This is a genomic window from Paenibacillus sp. FSL R10-2796 (genome assembly GCF_037965315.1).
GTDB lineage: Bacteria > Bacillota > Bacilli > Paenibacillales > Paenibacillaceae > Paenibacillus_AQ > Paenibacillus_AQ odorifer.
Map to the genome: position 1 here is coordinate 1,397,955 of NZ_CP150178.1, position 13,451 is coordinate 1,411,405.

Annotated in this window: 17 protein-coding genes, 3 tRNA genes and 1 pseudogene; 18 read left to right on the plus strand and 3 right to left on the minus strand. The window is 41.5% G+C overall.

The window, feature by feature from the left end; translation table 11 throughout:
* The first annotated feature begins 235 nt into the window (after positions 1-235).
* The 11 genes and pseudogenes from NST58_RS06195 (at position 236) to NST58_RS06245 (ending at position 7,700) form a co-directional block, all read left to right on the plus strand.
* Positions 236-556 carry an oxidoreductase gene (locus NST58_RS06195; RefSeq protein ID WP_339246753.1) on the plus strand — a complete coding sequence of 107 codons (321 nt, stop codon included), beginning with the start codon at positions 236-238 and terminating at the stop codon, positions 554-556.
* A gap of 102 nt (positions 557-658) precedes the next feature.
* Positions 659-1,264 (plus strand): class I SAM-dependent methyltransferase, encoded by a 606-nt coding sequence (locus NST58_RS06200; RefSeq protein ID WP_248547869.1) that lies wholly within the window; start codon positions 659-661, stop codon positions 1,262-1,264.
* Positions 1,265-1,505: 241 nt separating this feature from the next.
* Positions 1,506-1,827 (plus strand): annotated as a pseudogene (locus NST58_RS06205) (macro domain-containing protein).
* A 34-nt stretch (positions 1,828-1,861) separates the two neighbouring features.
* Entirely contained in the window at positions 1,862-2,323 is a 462-nt protein-coding gene (locus tag NST58_RS06210) for a DinB family protein (RefSeq protein WP_076280575.1), read from the plus strand.
* A gap of 472 nt (positions 2,324-2,795) precedes the next feature.
* On the plus strand, positions 2,796-3,701 hold the full coding sequence (locus tag NST58_RS06215; RefSeq protein WP_038569087.1) for a branched-chain amino acid ABC transporter permease: 906 nt from the start codon (positions 2,796-2,798) through the stop codon (positions 3,699-3,701).
* Between the two features lie 10 nt (positions 3,702-3,711).
* Entirely contained in the window at positions 3,712-4,680 is a 969-nt protein-coding gene (locus tag NST58_RS06220) for a branched-chain amino acid ABC transporter permease (RefSeq protein WP_076128228.1), read from the plus strand.
* Positions 4,649-5,431: an ABC transporter ATP-binding protein gene (locus NST58_RS06225; RefSeq protein ID WP_076307110.1), complete on the plus strand. Its 783-nt coding sequence runs from the start codon at positions 4,649-4,651 to the stop codon at positions 5,429-5,431. Before NST58_RS06220 ends, NST58_RS06225 begins: the two co-directional genes overlap by 32 nt.
* Positions 5,432-5,437: 6 nt before the next feature.
* Positions 5,438-6,139, plus strand: a complete 702-nt coding sequence (locus NST58_RS06230) for an ABC transporter ATP-binding protein (protein ID WP_076304490.1) — start codon at positions 5,438-5,440, stop codon at positions 6,137-6,139.
* A gap of 71 nt (positions 6,140-6,210) precedes the next feature.
* The gene (locus NST58_RS06235) at positions 6,211-7,401 is read left to right on the plus strand and encodes an ABC transporter substrate-binding protein (RefSeq protein WP_076099058.1); all 1,191 of its coding nucleotides are present in this window, start codon (positions 6,211-6,213) and stop codon (positions 7,399-7,401) included.
* 138 nt (positions 7,402-7,539) lie between these two features.
* A tRNA-Glu gene (locus NST58_RS06240) sits at positions 7,540-7,611 on the plus strand.
* 6 nt (positions 7,612-7,617) lie between these two features.
* Positions 7,618-7,700 (plus strand) — tRNA-Leu (locus NST58_RS06245).
* 87 nt (positions 7,701-7,787) lie between these two features.
* Here the strand turns inward: NST58_RS06245 and NST58_RS06250 are convergent.
* Complete coding sequence (locus NST58_RS06250) at positions 7,788-8,411, minus strand: hypothetical protein (protein WP_076185837.1); 624 nt, start codon at positions 8,409-8,411, stop codon at positions 7,788-7,790.
* A gap of 227 nt (positions 8,412-8,638) precedes the next feature.
* Here NST58_RS06250 and NST58_RS06255 point away from each other — a divergent pair, with 227 nt between their 5' ends.
* Positions 8,639-9,004, plus strand: a complete 366-nt coding sequence (locus NST58_RS06255; RefSeq protein ID WP_036681672.1) for a helix-turn-helix domain-containing protein — start codon at positions 8,639-8,641, stop codon at positions 9,002-9,004.
* An 88-nt stretch (positions 9,005-9,092) separates the two neighbouring features.
* Positions 9,093-9,175, plus strand: a tRNA-Leu gene (locus NST58_RS06260).
* 67 nt (positions 9,176-9,242) lie between these two features.
* Here the strand turns inward: NST58_RS06260 and NST58_RS06265 are convergent.
* Together NST58_RS06265 and NST58_RS06270 are read right to left on the minus strand one after the other, a co-directional pair.
* On the minus strand, positions 9,243-9,752 hold the full coding sequence (locus NST58_RS06265; protein WP_248547864.1) for a GyrI-like domain-containing protein: 510 nt from the start codon (positions 9,750-9,752) through the stop codon (positions 9,243-9,245).
* Between the two features lie 169 nt (positions 9,753-9,921).
* Complete coding sequence (locus NST58_RS06270) at positions 9,922-10,401, minus strand: glutathione peroxidase (RefSeq protein WP_038569095.1); 480 nt, start codon at positions 10,399-10,401, stop codon at positions 9,922-9,924.
* Positions 10,402-10,581: 180 nt separating this feature from the next.
* Between NST58_RS06270 and NST58_RS06275 the strand changes: the two genes are divergently transcribed.
* The 5 genes from NST58_RS06275 (at position 10,582) to NST58_RS06295 (ending at position 13,442) form a co-directional block, all read left to right on the plus strand.
* A complete protein-coding gene (locus tag NST58_RS06275; protein WP_339246758.1) occupies positions 10,582-11,004 on the plus strand; it encodes an organic hydroperoxide resistance protein in 423 nt (140 codons plus the stop codon).
* A 190-nt stretch (positions 11,005-11,194) separates the two neighbouring features.
* Positions 11,195-11,473, plus strand: a complete 279-nt coding sequence (locus NST58_RS06280; protein ID WP_036681678.1) for a hypothetical protein — start codon at positions 11,195-11,197, stop codon at positions 11,471-11,473.
* A 94-nt stretch (positions 11,474-11,567) separates the two neighbouring features.
* The gene (locus tag NST58_RS06285) at positions 11,568-11,987 is read left to right on the plus strand and encodes a thiol-disulfide oxidoreductase DCC family protein (protein ID WP_248547863.1); all 420 of its coding nucleotides are present in this window, start codon (positions 11,568-11,570) and stop codon (positions 11,985-11,987) included.
* Between the two features lie 79 nt (positions 11,988-12,066).
* Positions 12,067-12,972 (plus strand): copper amine oxidase N-terminal domain-containing protein, encoded by a 906-nt coding sequence (locus NST58_RS06290; protein ID WP_076099054.1) that lies wholly within the window; start codon positions 12,067-12,069, stop codon positions 12,970-12,972.
* 35 nt (positions 12,973-13,007) lie between these two features.
* Positions 13,008-13,442 (plus strand): DUF6526 family protein, encoded by a 435-nt coding sequence (locus NST58_RS06295; RefSeq protein ID WP_076099053.1) that lies wholly within the window; start codon positions 13,008-13,010, stop codon positions 13,440-13,442.
* Positions 13,443-13,451: the final 9 nt, after the last annotated feature.

The window sequence follows — 13,451 nt, forward strand, 5'->3', positions numbered from 1 at the left end:
TTGGTTGCTATATGCGATTCTGAGAACGGTGAATTCAATATTTTGGAAGGGGAATGGAGTGGAGGGATCGAATGTTTATTTGATAAGTGTGAAGAGTTTAAAGGAGGAGCATGAAAACTATAAATCAAATACAAACAAAACCGTCAAGCCGATATGATAGTTTTGATCCCGATCAAGAGGGAAATAAAAATACTATTTTACCGACATAATAATTGATGATAGGTCTCTTTACCAAATGTTAAAAAAATATGATAGGGTTCCTTCGCTCGGGTGGGGTAGTGAAGAGCATCAAAGGAAAATGATTAATTATTTTTTGTTAAACGAAATGCATGAATATTTGTACTACAGGTACCCAATATTAGTCTGTCCCTGGTGTGGCGATGAAGAATGTGGCTTTATATCCGTATTTATTGAGAGAGAAGAGGATCTTATTATATGGAGAGATTTCAAATTAGAATCCGGTAATAAGACTATTGATATAGGCCCTTTTTGCTTTAAATGGGATGAATACGAAAAAGTTATTAAAGAGACATTTGGAACTGCGGGGATTCAATAAAGTAAACCTGAAAACCCATGGAAGAGATGTGCTCAAATAATTTATATGGGAAAGATCTATGAGTGAATCCAATAACTGCATGATCAAAGGAGTGGAATCAACATGGAACTGTTTAAGCAGATCCCCTTGTACAGATTTTTGGCATTATGCAATGAAAGTGGTATGGAAAAAAACATATTAGACTGCGGGGCGGGAGGGGATTCACCTCCACTAAGTTTGTTTGCAAACTATGGATACAGTACATACGGTATTGAGATGAATGACGAACAAATTAAAAGAGCTAGTCAGTTCGCAACTGAAAGAGGACAGAATCTAAGTATACAACAAGGCGACATGAGACAGTTGGCACTAAGTGATGAGTCGATGAGTTTTGTGTATTCATATAACTCTATTTTTCATATGAGAAAACAAGATGTGAAAAAAGCGATAAATGAAATGAAACGCGTTCTAAAACCTAATGGATTATTATTTGTAAATTTTTTAACCCTAAAGGATTTTAGAGTCGGCGATGGAGTTGATTTGGGGGATAATCAGTTTGAACAAATGGAAGACGATGAATTCGTAATACACTCTTATTATGATTATCATGAGGCGGATTCTATGTTTGATGATTTGCAGTTAATATACAAAGAAGATCGAGTACTGGAAAGAAAGTTTGAAGGCGAATGGATACGACAAGGATTTATCGATTACATATATAAAAAATAGCTGGATGCTGAAGAACATATTAGTAGCTCCGAAAAAGCTAGATAGCTGCGAACAATACGTTCACGCCGTGGACCACGAGGTGTTGGTTCGATAAAGGAAAAGGTTTGAAGAAGAGTTAGCTAGGTGGACAACCCCGCGAGTCTAATGCTAGCGACTGTTTCCTAGGGTGATTTAAGCCGCTTGAATGTCAATCAGCACTTGATGCTTGTTCGCAACCATTATACTTCGGGGGGGATTTCAGATGGATGTAATTATAAATAACTCAATGATTCAGTTGATTCAAGGAGATATAACTAAATTAGATGTTGATGCTATCGTCAATGCAGCAAACACAAGCTTGATGGGTGGAGGCGGATGAATCTAATGAAGTAACAAGTATTGCGATACCTAATATAAGTACAGGAATATATAATTTTCCGAAAGATCTTGCTTGTAGCATAGCTATAGATGAAGTTTCAAAATATATTATAAATAATAAGTCGGAAATAAATAAGGTTATTTTTATATGTTTCGATGAAGCGAACTATGAACTATATAAGAATGAATTAAAGAGATTTTGTTAGAATTTTGATGTTTACCAGAAAAGGAGATGTGCCAATGAATAACAGATCAGATTTGCTAAATCAGTTTAAGGAATGGAATGGATTTGTTCTAGAAATTATTGATTTAGATTGGAAAACACCCATCGCTGAAGGAAAATGGACCATTCATGATGTTGTTAGTCATATTTTGTTATGGGATAAATACTTCTATGAATCGACGATCGAACCGATAGCATACGATAAAGCGATAACACTTCAACTTATTGATTTCGATCAATTCAATAATGATGCTGTTACATATGGTAAAACAAAAACCAAAGACGAATTAATAGAATTGACTGTGAAGTATCGTAACTTAATATTAGATTGTATAAGTAGTCTTGAGGAGGGAAAATACTCAGGCAAATATGTGGACGGAAGGTTTTCCTTTGAGTCCTATTTAAAGGATTTTATATCGCATGACCTACATCATATGATGCAGATTAAAGAATTAAACAAGAAAATGATGAGTAATTGACTCGTGAGGGAAGTGCAAAGAATGGAACTGACCACCCTAATTAGCTTTCTCTCACTCGAATTATTGTGTGGGCCAGAGCTTTTTTTTGCGCAAAAATAGAGAAACAACTTGACCGGTAACTCATAATAAACTCGAAAAACACATGTCCAAAGAGACAAATGTTATATTATTTATCATTAAATGCAATCTGTAGGTAAAATCAAAGACTCCCCCACTGAAAATCAAACTTTAAAAATCTCCATAATTCTCCTGTTTTCTTCTTTTTACCCACTTTTTATTTCTATACATCCCAAAGTATTAACTCAAATTGTTATGTAATATAACATAAAATATTGAATATTATAGTAAAAACCACAAATTTTACTGACGCATGTATAGTACTGTGTTAATATAAGTGACATAAAACGATGAAAATGAATGTAAGCTAAAGAAAGGTGTTTTTAAAAATAAATATGGGGATTGGGGGACGGCGATGGAGTATTTCATTCAACAGTTAATTAACGGGATTTCTGTAGGGAGCATCTATGCTCTGATCGCACTAGGGTACACCATGGTTTACGGGATTATTAAATTGATCAATTTCGCCCATGGGGATGTGTTTATGGTTGGGTCGTTTATTGGATTGTTCAGTGCCAGGTACTTGGCTTCAGCAGGGCTTCCTCCGATACTGGTCTTACTTATCTCATTGGTGATTTCTATGACAATCAGTGCGTTGCTGGGGATGTCAATCGAACGGCTAGCATACAAACCTCTACGAAAAGCTTCGCGAATCGCTGTGTTGATTACTGCAATTGGCGTTTCTTTTTTGCTGGAATACAGCGGTGTGTTTGTGCTTGGTCCTCAGGCTAAAGGATTTCCGGAGATTCTTAATAAGCAGCAATACAACTTGTTTGGTTCCTCGATTCAGGTGGACTCCAATCAAATCATGATCTTGGGGACGACGGTTATTTTGATGATCATCCTTCAGTATATTGTGCACCGAACAAAGATTGGTAAAGCGATGCGGGCCGTTTCTTTTGATATGGAAGCAGCACGGTTGATGGGGATTAATGTAGATCGGACCATTTCAGCCACCTTCGCTATAGGATCTGCACTTGCGGCAGCAGCAGGCGTTATTTTCGGAATGACTTATAATTCAGTGGATCCGATGATGGGGGTGCTTCCGGGGCTTAAAGCTTTTGTGGCTGCGGTTCTAGGTGGCATTGGCAGTATTCCTGGTGCTCTGGTAGGGGGACTTCTGCTGGGCACAGTCGAGACAGAGGTTTCATCTCTGGGATACTCTTCTTGGCGTGATGGTGTGGCATTTGCTGTACTCATCCTAATCCTTATCTTTAAACCATCCGGGCTATTTGGTAAAAATGTCCGCGAGAAAGTGTAGGGAGATGCCTATGAAGAAGATAAACAAGTCATTTTGGATAGGCATTGTCTTTTCTGTCATGCTATATATCGTCATTCAAGTTCTTCTAACAACGGGAATATTTGATGATGTCATGGAGTCTACGCTAATTCTAATTTGTATAAATGTCATGCTGGCGGTGTCTTTGAATCTGATTAATGGGATAACGGGGCAATTCTCAATCGGGCATGCTGGATTTATGTCTATTGGTGCTTACGTTTCTTCCATTTTAACTTTGAACTTTGAGATGCCATTCGTGCTGGCGCTAGTGATCTCTGGACTGGTTGCTGCATTTTTTGGTGTACTTATCGGGATTCCGACCTTGCGGCTGAATGGAGACTATCTGGCGATTGCTACGCTGGGATTTGGTGAGATTATCCGGATTGTCCTGCTCAATACAGAATATGTGGGCGGAGCTTCAGGCCTAAGCGGCATCCCTAATCAAACGACTTGGACGATTATGTTTCTGTTCACACTGGTCACGATTGTTGTGATCAATAACTTTATACGTTCCACTCACGGCCGGGCTTGTATAGCGATTCGGGAGAATGAAATTGCTGCTGAAGCGATGGGGATTAATACAACTTTGTACAAAGTCATTGCTTTTTCACTTGGAGCATTATTTGCGGGAATAGCTGGTGGTCTCTCTGCTCATAAGTTCTACGTCATCAATCCTGGCAGCTTTAATTTTCTGAAATCATTCGAAATTCTAGTCATGGTAGTGTTAGGTGGGCTAGGAAGTACAAGCGGGGCCATCGTGGGTGCGATTGTACTGACGGTGCTCTTCACGGTGCTTCAGGAATATCCGGAGCTGCGGATGATTATTTACTCGGCGATTCTAATTCTGATGATGATTTTTCGGCCTAAAGGGCTGCTTGGCAGCACGGGTTTTTCTTTCTTGAAATGGTCTAAAAAGGAGGTCAAGCCAAGTGACAGCATCAACAGTGGAAGTGCTTCTTGATGTTCAACAAGCAAGTCGTGCATTTGGCGGGCTTAAGGCGCTTAACGAGGTATCTCTCCATATTAATAAAGGCGAGTTGATTGGGCTCATCGGACCTAATGGCGCGGGAAAAACAACCCTTTTTAACTTGCTGACAGGTGTATACCCGCCTTCCAGTGGCGATATTATCCTCAGCAATCAGGCAGTAGGCGGGATGAAGCCTTATCGGATTAACCGAAAAGGGGCAGCGCGGACATTTCAGAATATCCGTCTATTTACTTCTATGACGGTGCTGGATAACGTTAAGATCGCATTTCACCAGCATGCCAGACATTCGATGTTCACTTCCATGCTTCGTCTGCCTAAGCATTTTGTAGAAGAAAACGAAATTACGCAAAAGGCTATGGATATTCTCAAAATATTTAATCTTGCCGATCAATGTGATGAATGTGCCGGGAATCTTAGCTATGGAAATCAAAGGCGTTTGGAAATTGCGCGCGCGCTTGCAGCAGGACCTAAGCTTTTGCTATTGGATGAACCAGCCGCAGGGATGAACCCGAATGAAACTCGGGATCTAATGAATCTTATTGCCTGGATCCGTGAAGAGTTTGAGCTGACGATCCTGCTTATCGAGCACGATATGTCCCTGGTTATGGGGGTGTGTGACCGGATTTATGTGCTGGATCGCGGAATGTTGATTGCTGAAGGTACGCCCGTTGAAATACGGAATCATCCCAAAGTCATAGAAGCCTATTTGGGACAGGAGGCGTAGTGGACCATGCTTAGCGTACAGGGGATCAATGTATATTATGGGGCTATTCATGCCTTGAAGGATTTAAGTATGAATGTAAAAAAAGGCGAGATTGTAACTCTAATCGGCGCAAATGGAGCAGGCAAGTCCACGTTGCTTAAGACGCTTTCGGGACTGCTGAAACCCAAAACAGGCAGTATAGATTTCATGGATAAATCTATTACGAATCAGAGTGTTCAGTCCATCGTAAAACAGGGGCTCATTCATTGTCCGGAGGGCAGGCGTGTATTTGCTAATATGTCTGTGGAAGAAAATCTGGAGCTAGGAGCTTTTTTACAAGATTCGGGCAGCTTAGCTGCTGATTTTGCCAAGGTTTACTCCACCTTCCCGCGTCTTTTAGAAAGAAAAAAACAGCTTGCCGGCACATTATCCGGCGGGGAGCAGCAGATGCTTGCTATGGGGCGCGCGATGATGGGGCATCCCAAGCTTTTATTATTAGATGAACCCTCGATGGGGCTTGCTCCATTGCTCGTTCAGGATATTTTTCGGATCATCCAGGAAGTAAATGCCTCTGGAACAACAGTGCTTCTTGTAGAACAAAATGCCCATCAGGCGCTAAAAATTGCTCATCGGGCTTACGTTCTTGAGACGGGCAGAGTGGTGCTTGAGGGAGATGCCAAGGAATTGGCAGATTCGGAAGAGATCAGAATGGCTTATCTGGGACATTAATTCATCGGCTAGTTCACAACAGCATCACAGAAAGAACCTATAAAATATTTATTTTGGGAGGCTGGAAGAGGATGAAGAAAATCGGGGCCATATTGCTGACTGCATTGCTGGCTGGTGGATTGCTGGCAGGCTGTGGGAACAAGACAGACAACACTACCGCTGAAGGTGGGAACGCTGGTGGAGGGACCATCAAGATTGGAGCAGACCTTGAGCTTACAGGCGGCCAGGCTTCCTTCGGTGATTCTGCACTCAAAGGGGCAAAGCTGGCGGTAAAAGAAATTAATGACGCAGGTGGAATACTCGGCAAAAAACTTGAACTGATTGAAGCGGATAATGCTTCCAAGTCGGAAGAGGCGACACGCGCAGCGCAAAAGCTGATTACTACCAATAAAGTTGTAGCTATTATCGGTGCAACTACATCTACGAATACACTCGGAATTGTTCCCGTTGCTCAAGAAAAAGGCATCCCGCTGGTTAGCTCCTCAGCCACCAATCCCAAAGTAACAGTTGATGAACGTACTGGAGATTTGAACGAATGGGTATTCCGGGCCTCCTTTATTGATCCTTTCCAAGGTGAAGTAATGGCTAACTTTGCTAAGGATACACTTAAAGCGAAGACGGCTGTTATTTATACGGATGCTTCAAGCGATTATTCCAAAGGGCTGCAGACCTTCTTTAAAGCAACGTTTACTAAGAACGGAGGCTCTATCTTAAGCGAAGAATCCTATCAACAAAAAGATTCTGATTTTAAAGCTGTATTAACACGTATTAAAGAAGCTAATCCCGATGTTATTTATCTTCCAGGCTATTATGAGGAGGTCGGCAAAATCGTAAAGCAAGCTCGCGAAATGGGGATCACCGTTCCGTTTATGGGCGGAGATGGCTGGGATTCACCTCAGCTGGCTGAGATTGCCGGAGCGGATGCCCTGAACAATACGTTTATGTCCAATCACTATTCACCTGAAGATAGCTCGCCAGAAGTAAAATCGTTCGTAGATGCCTTCAAGGCTGCTAACGGTGATCTTGTTCCAGATGGGATGGCTGCGCTTGGATATGATGCTGTGAAACTAGTGGCAGACGCGATTACACGTGCGGATTCCACAGAACCTGAGAAGCTGAAGGATGCACTGGCGGGGACAAAGGATTTACAACTGGCCACGGGTAAAATCACAATGAATGAAACGCATGACCCGGTAAAAGCAGCTGTGGTGCTAAAGTTTGTAGATGGGGTACAAACCTTTGAGGCAAAAGTAAATCCATAAGCGTTGTGATTAGAGGCGCGTTCCTTTATTGGTGCGCGTTTCTTTTTGTTTTAACTTTTTTTAAAAAAAGACTTGTCAAAATTCTTATGGTTTGATATACTCATTTTTGTTGTGACAAGAAAATAACTTGTAAAGCATGGCCCGTTGGTCAAGGGGTTAAGACACCTCCCTTTCACGGAGGTAACATGGGTTCGAATCCCATACGGGTCATATTATGCGGTAGTGGTGGAATGGCAGACACGCTATCTTGAGGGGGTAGTGGGTGTATACCCGTGGAGGTTCGAGTCCTCTCTACCGCATACAAATAAAAAGTAAGAAACCCTTTGTTCGCAGAGGATTTCTTACTTTTTTTTATAAGATTAGAAGTGAAATTCAGTGACGTCAGGTCATCTCTTAAAAGCCCCAGCATACTGGGGATAGAGCTGTCTTATGCAGTCTGGGCAGATATCATGAGTGAATTGCAAAGAAAGCTGATGCTTTAAGAAATGTTCAATGGTGATCCATTCATCCTTGGGATTACGAATACATTTACAGGAAGCACAGATTGGGATTAGCTCAAAAGATGATGGTAAGGTTGAACGGAGGTTTATGATCTCCGGATGAAGAGGTTCTTCTTTATAGGGGCCCACATCATATAGTGAAATTATAAAAGTGGCTTCTGGGTGCGGATCTGAGAGAAATGGGTAGATCTCCAAACGGAAGATTCGTTTCCCTTTATTAGCGGTTTGTATGGAGAATTCGGAAGTATAAACCTGATGCTCTCTGCGGAGTATATATTTCACTGATTCATAAAGCTTGGCCCATTGATCGGGATCGACAATCACATCTTGCATGAGCTCTGAGTAATACGCGCCAATCCATTTCTTATTAGTAGAAAGACCATATTCATGACTAAAGGTCTTCCACCTACTGTTGGTGAACTGGATAATCCCATGACTGTTGATTACCACCGCATTGTGCGGTAAAGCTTCAAGTGAATGGATAATGGAAGATGATAAGCATTTTGACAAAAGTCACCGCTCCCTCCTAGAGATCATTCAGGATGATAAGTTAACAAAGGGGGCCAGACGGTATTCTAACAGATACTTGTCACCTGAGTCGCCTCTTATCGTCACTCCAGCCATATGATATAATCGGATAATACATAACAATACTAATTATATACTTATTTACGTTATTTTGCAATAGAAGATTACGTAAATAAGTAATTTATTTTTAGATGGAGGGCGATTCACCGATGCAGACCATATACGAACGTATAGAATACCTGATTAAGCAGAAAGGTTTGACCAAAAAATCATTCTGTGAGCAGTTAAATATCAGCACAGGTAATATGGGAGATTGGAAGCGGGGGAAGACTACTCCAGGAACACATAAGCTGATTGAGATCGGTGATTTTTTTCATGTTAGTCTGGACTGGCTCATTCTCGGCAAAGATACACCGGATACTGTACGAGAGAGCGGCGTAGACTATGATTTGAGTGATGTTCAGCTATCGGAAAGCCGAGTAGATGAATTACTTCCAGCAGAAAAGAATTTTATCAAGGAATATATAGCTTTTGCTGAATATCGTAAACAGAAAATGGTCGACGAAGAATCTTAAAATCTGCATCTTTACTTTTGAGAAAAGTACATTTATAATAATGAATGTTGACCTCAAACAAATTTATGTTCTATGTTTTACACACCGCGCGGTAGTGGTGGAATGGCAGACACGCTATCTTGAGGGGGTAGTGGGTGTATACCCGTGGAGGTTCGAGTCCTCTCTACCGCATACAGAATGAAGAAAGAGGCCTTGCGATGCAAGGCTTCTTTTTTTGTTCAATCCTCAATCACACAACCTACTTCTTTACAAGCGGCACGCATAGATTGGCTTCGAATCCTTCATCATCTGGACCGGACTTTTCCGTGTATTGGATGTAAAAGACTCCATCAGGGTTGAACTTATAACCGGAATCCGGCAGCCATTCATTATATATATAATTCCAGGTATGTTGAAAAGCCAACTGAGGGAATCCGTTAGCAGTAAATATAGCATAGGTAGACGCAGGAAGTTTCTTATGAACAAGGCCTTCAGGGATACAATCTAACTGCTCGACTTCAACACAAAGGAAAAAATCAATATCCCATGCGGTATGCTCCCACAGTCTAGGCACGGATGTACGGTTCTGAAATAGACCGAGATAACAACCGCTGCTTTGAACTTTTGTGGGTATAGTATCAAATTTTGTATCAATATCCAGCTCGCCAAAAACATATTCCCAAAGATTCGCGTATGGCTCCCCGGATGAGTTTACATTTGCCCAGCCAATAACATTTAGTTCGGGTATATCAAGCAGTTGAACAGTCACCGATTGTCCCTCCCAGCAAAAATATTTCAACAATATTATAAAATATTCCAAGAGATTAAAGGGTGCTGATATATAGCGATATTATGACGTTCTTTCTAGTTAAAAAGGATACTTTACCGCATAACAACAGGGGGCTGTGTGATGTGGTGAGTATCCTTTTTCTAATGAATTATTTCAAAAGCTTGGAGATATCGGATTCGATCTGCTGTGGAGTGGTTTTAGGAGCAAACCGTTTTAGAACACGGCCATCTTGGTCAACCAGAAACTTCGTAAAGTTCCATTTCACGCTTTTTGAGCCTAAGACACCAGGGGCTTCTTTGGATAAGTATTTGAATAATGGATGTGCTTCATCGCCTTTTACGTCAATCTTCTCGAACATAGGGAAGGTTACCCCATAATTAATCTCGCAGTATTCCGCAATTTCATCACTTTCGCCAGGCTCTTGTCCAGCAAATTGATTGCTTGGAAATCCTAAAACTTCGAACCCGCGGTCCTTGAATTTCTCGTACACTTCCTGAAGACCTTTATACTGGGGAGTAAATCCACATTTGCTGGCAGTATTCACAACCAGGAGTACTTTACCCTTGTACTTTGACAATGATTCCTCTTCACCCTTAAGAGTGTTGACCTCAAAATCATAAATACTCATGGATGACACCTCCATAGCTAATTTAAGTTTTTAACAATTTAATTGTACACTATTTATGGTCTGGAGCCAAATAAGAAAGTATTATGAATCATTCCTCATCATCGTTTCAAATCATACCTGTTGTTTAAAGTATAAAGTATGAGCATGACCAATACAGCTTGATGAAGGAGAAGATGACTCATGAAAGCATTATACACAGCAACTACAACAGTCACTGGCGGTCGTGAAGGCTCCATTGAATCCTCGGATGGCGTGTTAAAGCATAATCTAAGCATGCCTAAAGAGCTTGGAGGGCCGGGAGGTTCCGGTACCAATCCAGAGCAACTATTCTCGGCTGGTTATGGAGCGTGTTACGAGAGTGCACTAGCGAATATCGCCCGTAAAGAGGGCGTGAAACTCCATGACGTGGAGGTAACTTGTAATGTGTCCATTGGGAAGGATGACAGCGATGGAGGCTTTAGACTTGCTGTGAGAATGGATGTGAAGCTGCCAGGGATTGAACACGACAAAGCAGAGGAACTGGCGAAGAAGGCTCACGAATTCTGTCCTTACTCCAAAGCAACCAGAGGTAATATCGAGGTTGAATTAAAGATTGTCGATTAAATGTATCTGTATATATTTTATGGAAATAATGGCTAAATAGAGACGTAAATCATAAAAGAGTAATAAATAGCTGCCGTGTTAGGCGTCTTTGGTTGACATCACCCTTAAAATTCTTTAATATGTCTAAGTATCTGAGAATGTGCCTGCGTGTGCAATTTACAACCAAAAATTTAAATAATGGGTGATGAAGATGTCTTACAGACCGAATATTACGAATGTGACCAAAGCCAGCAGCAACGATAAGGAAGGATTGTACGAGTTCATTATCAAGCTTGCTGATGGAACGGAGTGCCGCGCGTTTTATCATCGGTTTCCGGAATGGAAAATGACGAACATCAGCCGCCTGCTTAAAACTCCATGTCCAATTTGCCGCAAAGATTTCATCTGCAAATGCATGGAGGCATTCACTGCTGATTTCGAAGGGCAAATGATCGGGGATCAATGGATTGAGAAAGCAATCGCAGAATAATTAAAGAACGGCACTTGATGGCGCGGGAGGTTATCCCGCGTTTTTGTTTACCCAAAAAAGCAGAAATTTACGCCTTTAAGACGGAGGGGGAGCCATGAACGAGGAACTGAACCTTATGAAAGATAAGTCTATCGTGTTGATAGACGGAGTGTGTCATCTTTGCCAGGGGGTAGTTCGTTTCATTATCCCGCGTGACCCCGACGCTAAATTTCTATTCGCACCATTACAGAATGAGATTGCGGCAAAGCTAATGAAAGAGTCCGGACTTCAGCCTGGACAATTAAACACAGTGATTTTACTGGAGAACGGAGTGTATTATACAGAGTCGGCCGCTGCGCTAAGAATTGCCCGTAAATTGAGATTTCCTTGGCCTGCCGCATACGTGTTCATCTTAGTACCACGCCCATTGCGCAATGCCCTTTATCGGTATGTAGCCAAGAACCGCTATCGTTGGTTCGGACGTGATGAGCAGTGTATGCTCCCTACCCCAGAGATCAAACGGAGATTTTTGTAATCCATAATTTGGGAGAATGTTATAATGAAACTATAAATGGGTATAGTTTTTTCATATTATGACTAGGGGTGAACGAATAGTGAAACGGAAAGGGCTTCTGTTTTTTATAGTCATGTTATTATCTTTAAGTATGATCGGTACGGCCTCAGCTGCCCCCAAGCTTCGCATTATGGTGAACAATTCAAGTGTGGATGTTGGTGTGCAAATCGTGTCGGGGAAGACGTTGGTTCCGCTGAAGGCTTTTGAAAGATTCAAGAATACTTCTATTCAATGGGATGCCAATACCAAGCAAGCTACGATTGCTAGAGATTCTATGAAGATTAAGCTTACGGTTGGCTCACGGACGGCTTGGAAGAACTCGGATGCTGTACAACTGGATGTATCGGCCAAAATAGTGGATGGAAGAGTAGCGGTACCCCTGCGGTTTATTGCGGAGGCTCTTGGAGCGAGAGTAACAGTAGATGCTGCTACGAATACAGTCTGGGTTCAGGAACGGGCCAATGCTAAACTTGTGCAGAATTATAATAGTAATGACTTAGTTGTTTCCCGCATAGCTGCTCTGCAATTCCCGGTTGAAGAAAGAGAACCCTCCAAATTGACGGGTGATAATGAAGCATTGTCAATGACGTATTATTTTCCTGAAGGCAGATCTGATGGTTATTTTATATTGTATGGACATTTCGTAAAGTATTATGAGATCAAGGATAATATTGTAAAAGTAGTTTGGGAAGCTGATCTGGATATGTCCAAAGAGGCTACAAATAAAGATTTTACCGCGATATTCGGTTACCCAGTTGCGAAGGAATATGGTAAAGCACCTGTTCTAGCTCCATCCTATGCCTCTTTTTATACGAGTGTTTGGGGAAGTCAGATTATTTATGGAATGGTTAATGCGGATGGAACTACTAAAGTTTCAGGACAGTCTCTGTACTGGGGGAATAATGAACCTTTTGTCGTAGCTATTCCCGGAGAGACTAAGCTTTAAGCAATATACAAGTCATATAAATATGGAGATGAATGATGAACAAGGGGAAGCCTAAAGGTTTTATGCGTTTTGATTGGCCTTATCATTTTGTAACTATGCCGCTAGCGCTGATTATATTTGTGTGGTCGGGAATTTATGTCGTTCAGGTGTTACGTGATGATGGTGCTTTAACAGTGCCCTTGCTATTATTTGGTTTATCTCTATGCCTGTTATTTGCGATTACTCGAATTCGAATTTATGCCACAAAAAATCAGGATCGAGTAGTGAGGGTGGAGGAGCAGTTCCGGTATTTCCGATTGACAGGCGAAGCATTAAATCCAAAGCTTGAATTAGCTCAGATTATTGCACTTCGGTATGCAGGAGATGAAGAGTTTCCGGCACTATGTCAGCGGGCGGTGAAGGAAAAGCTTAGTCCTGCCGATATCCGGTCTGCCATCAAGAATTGGCGTGAAGATACGATGAGAGTCTAAAAACCACTT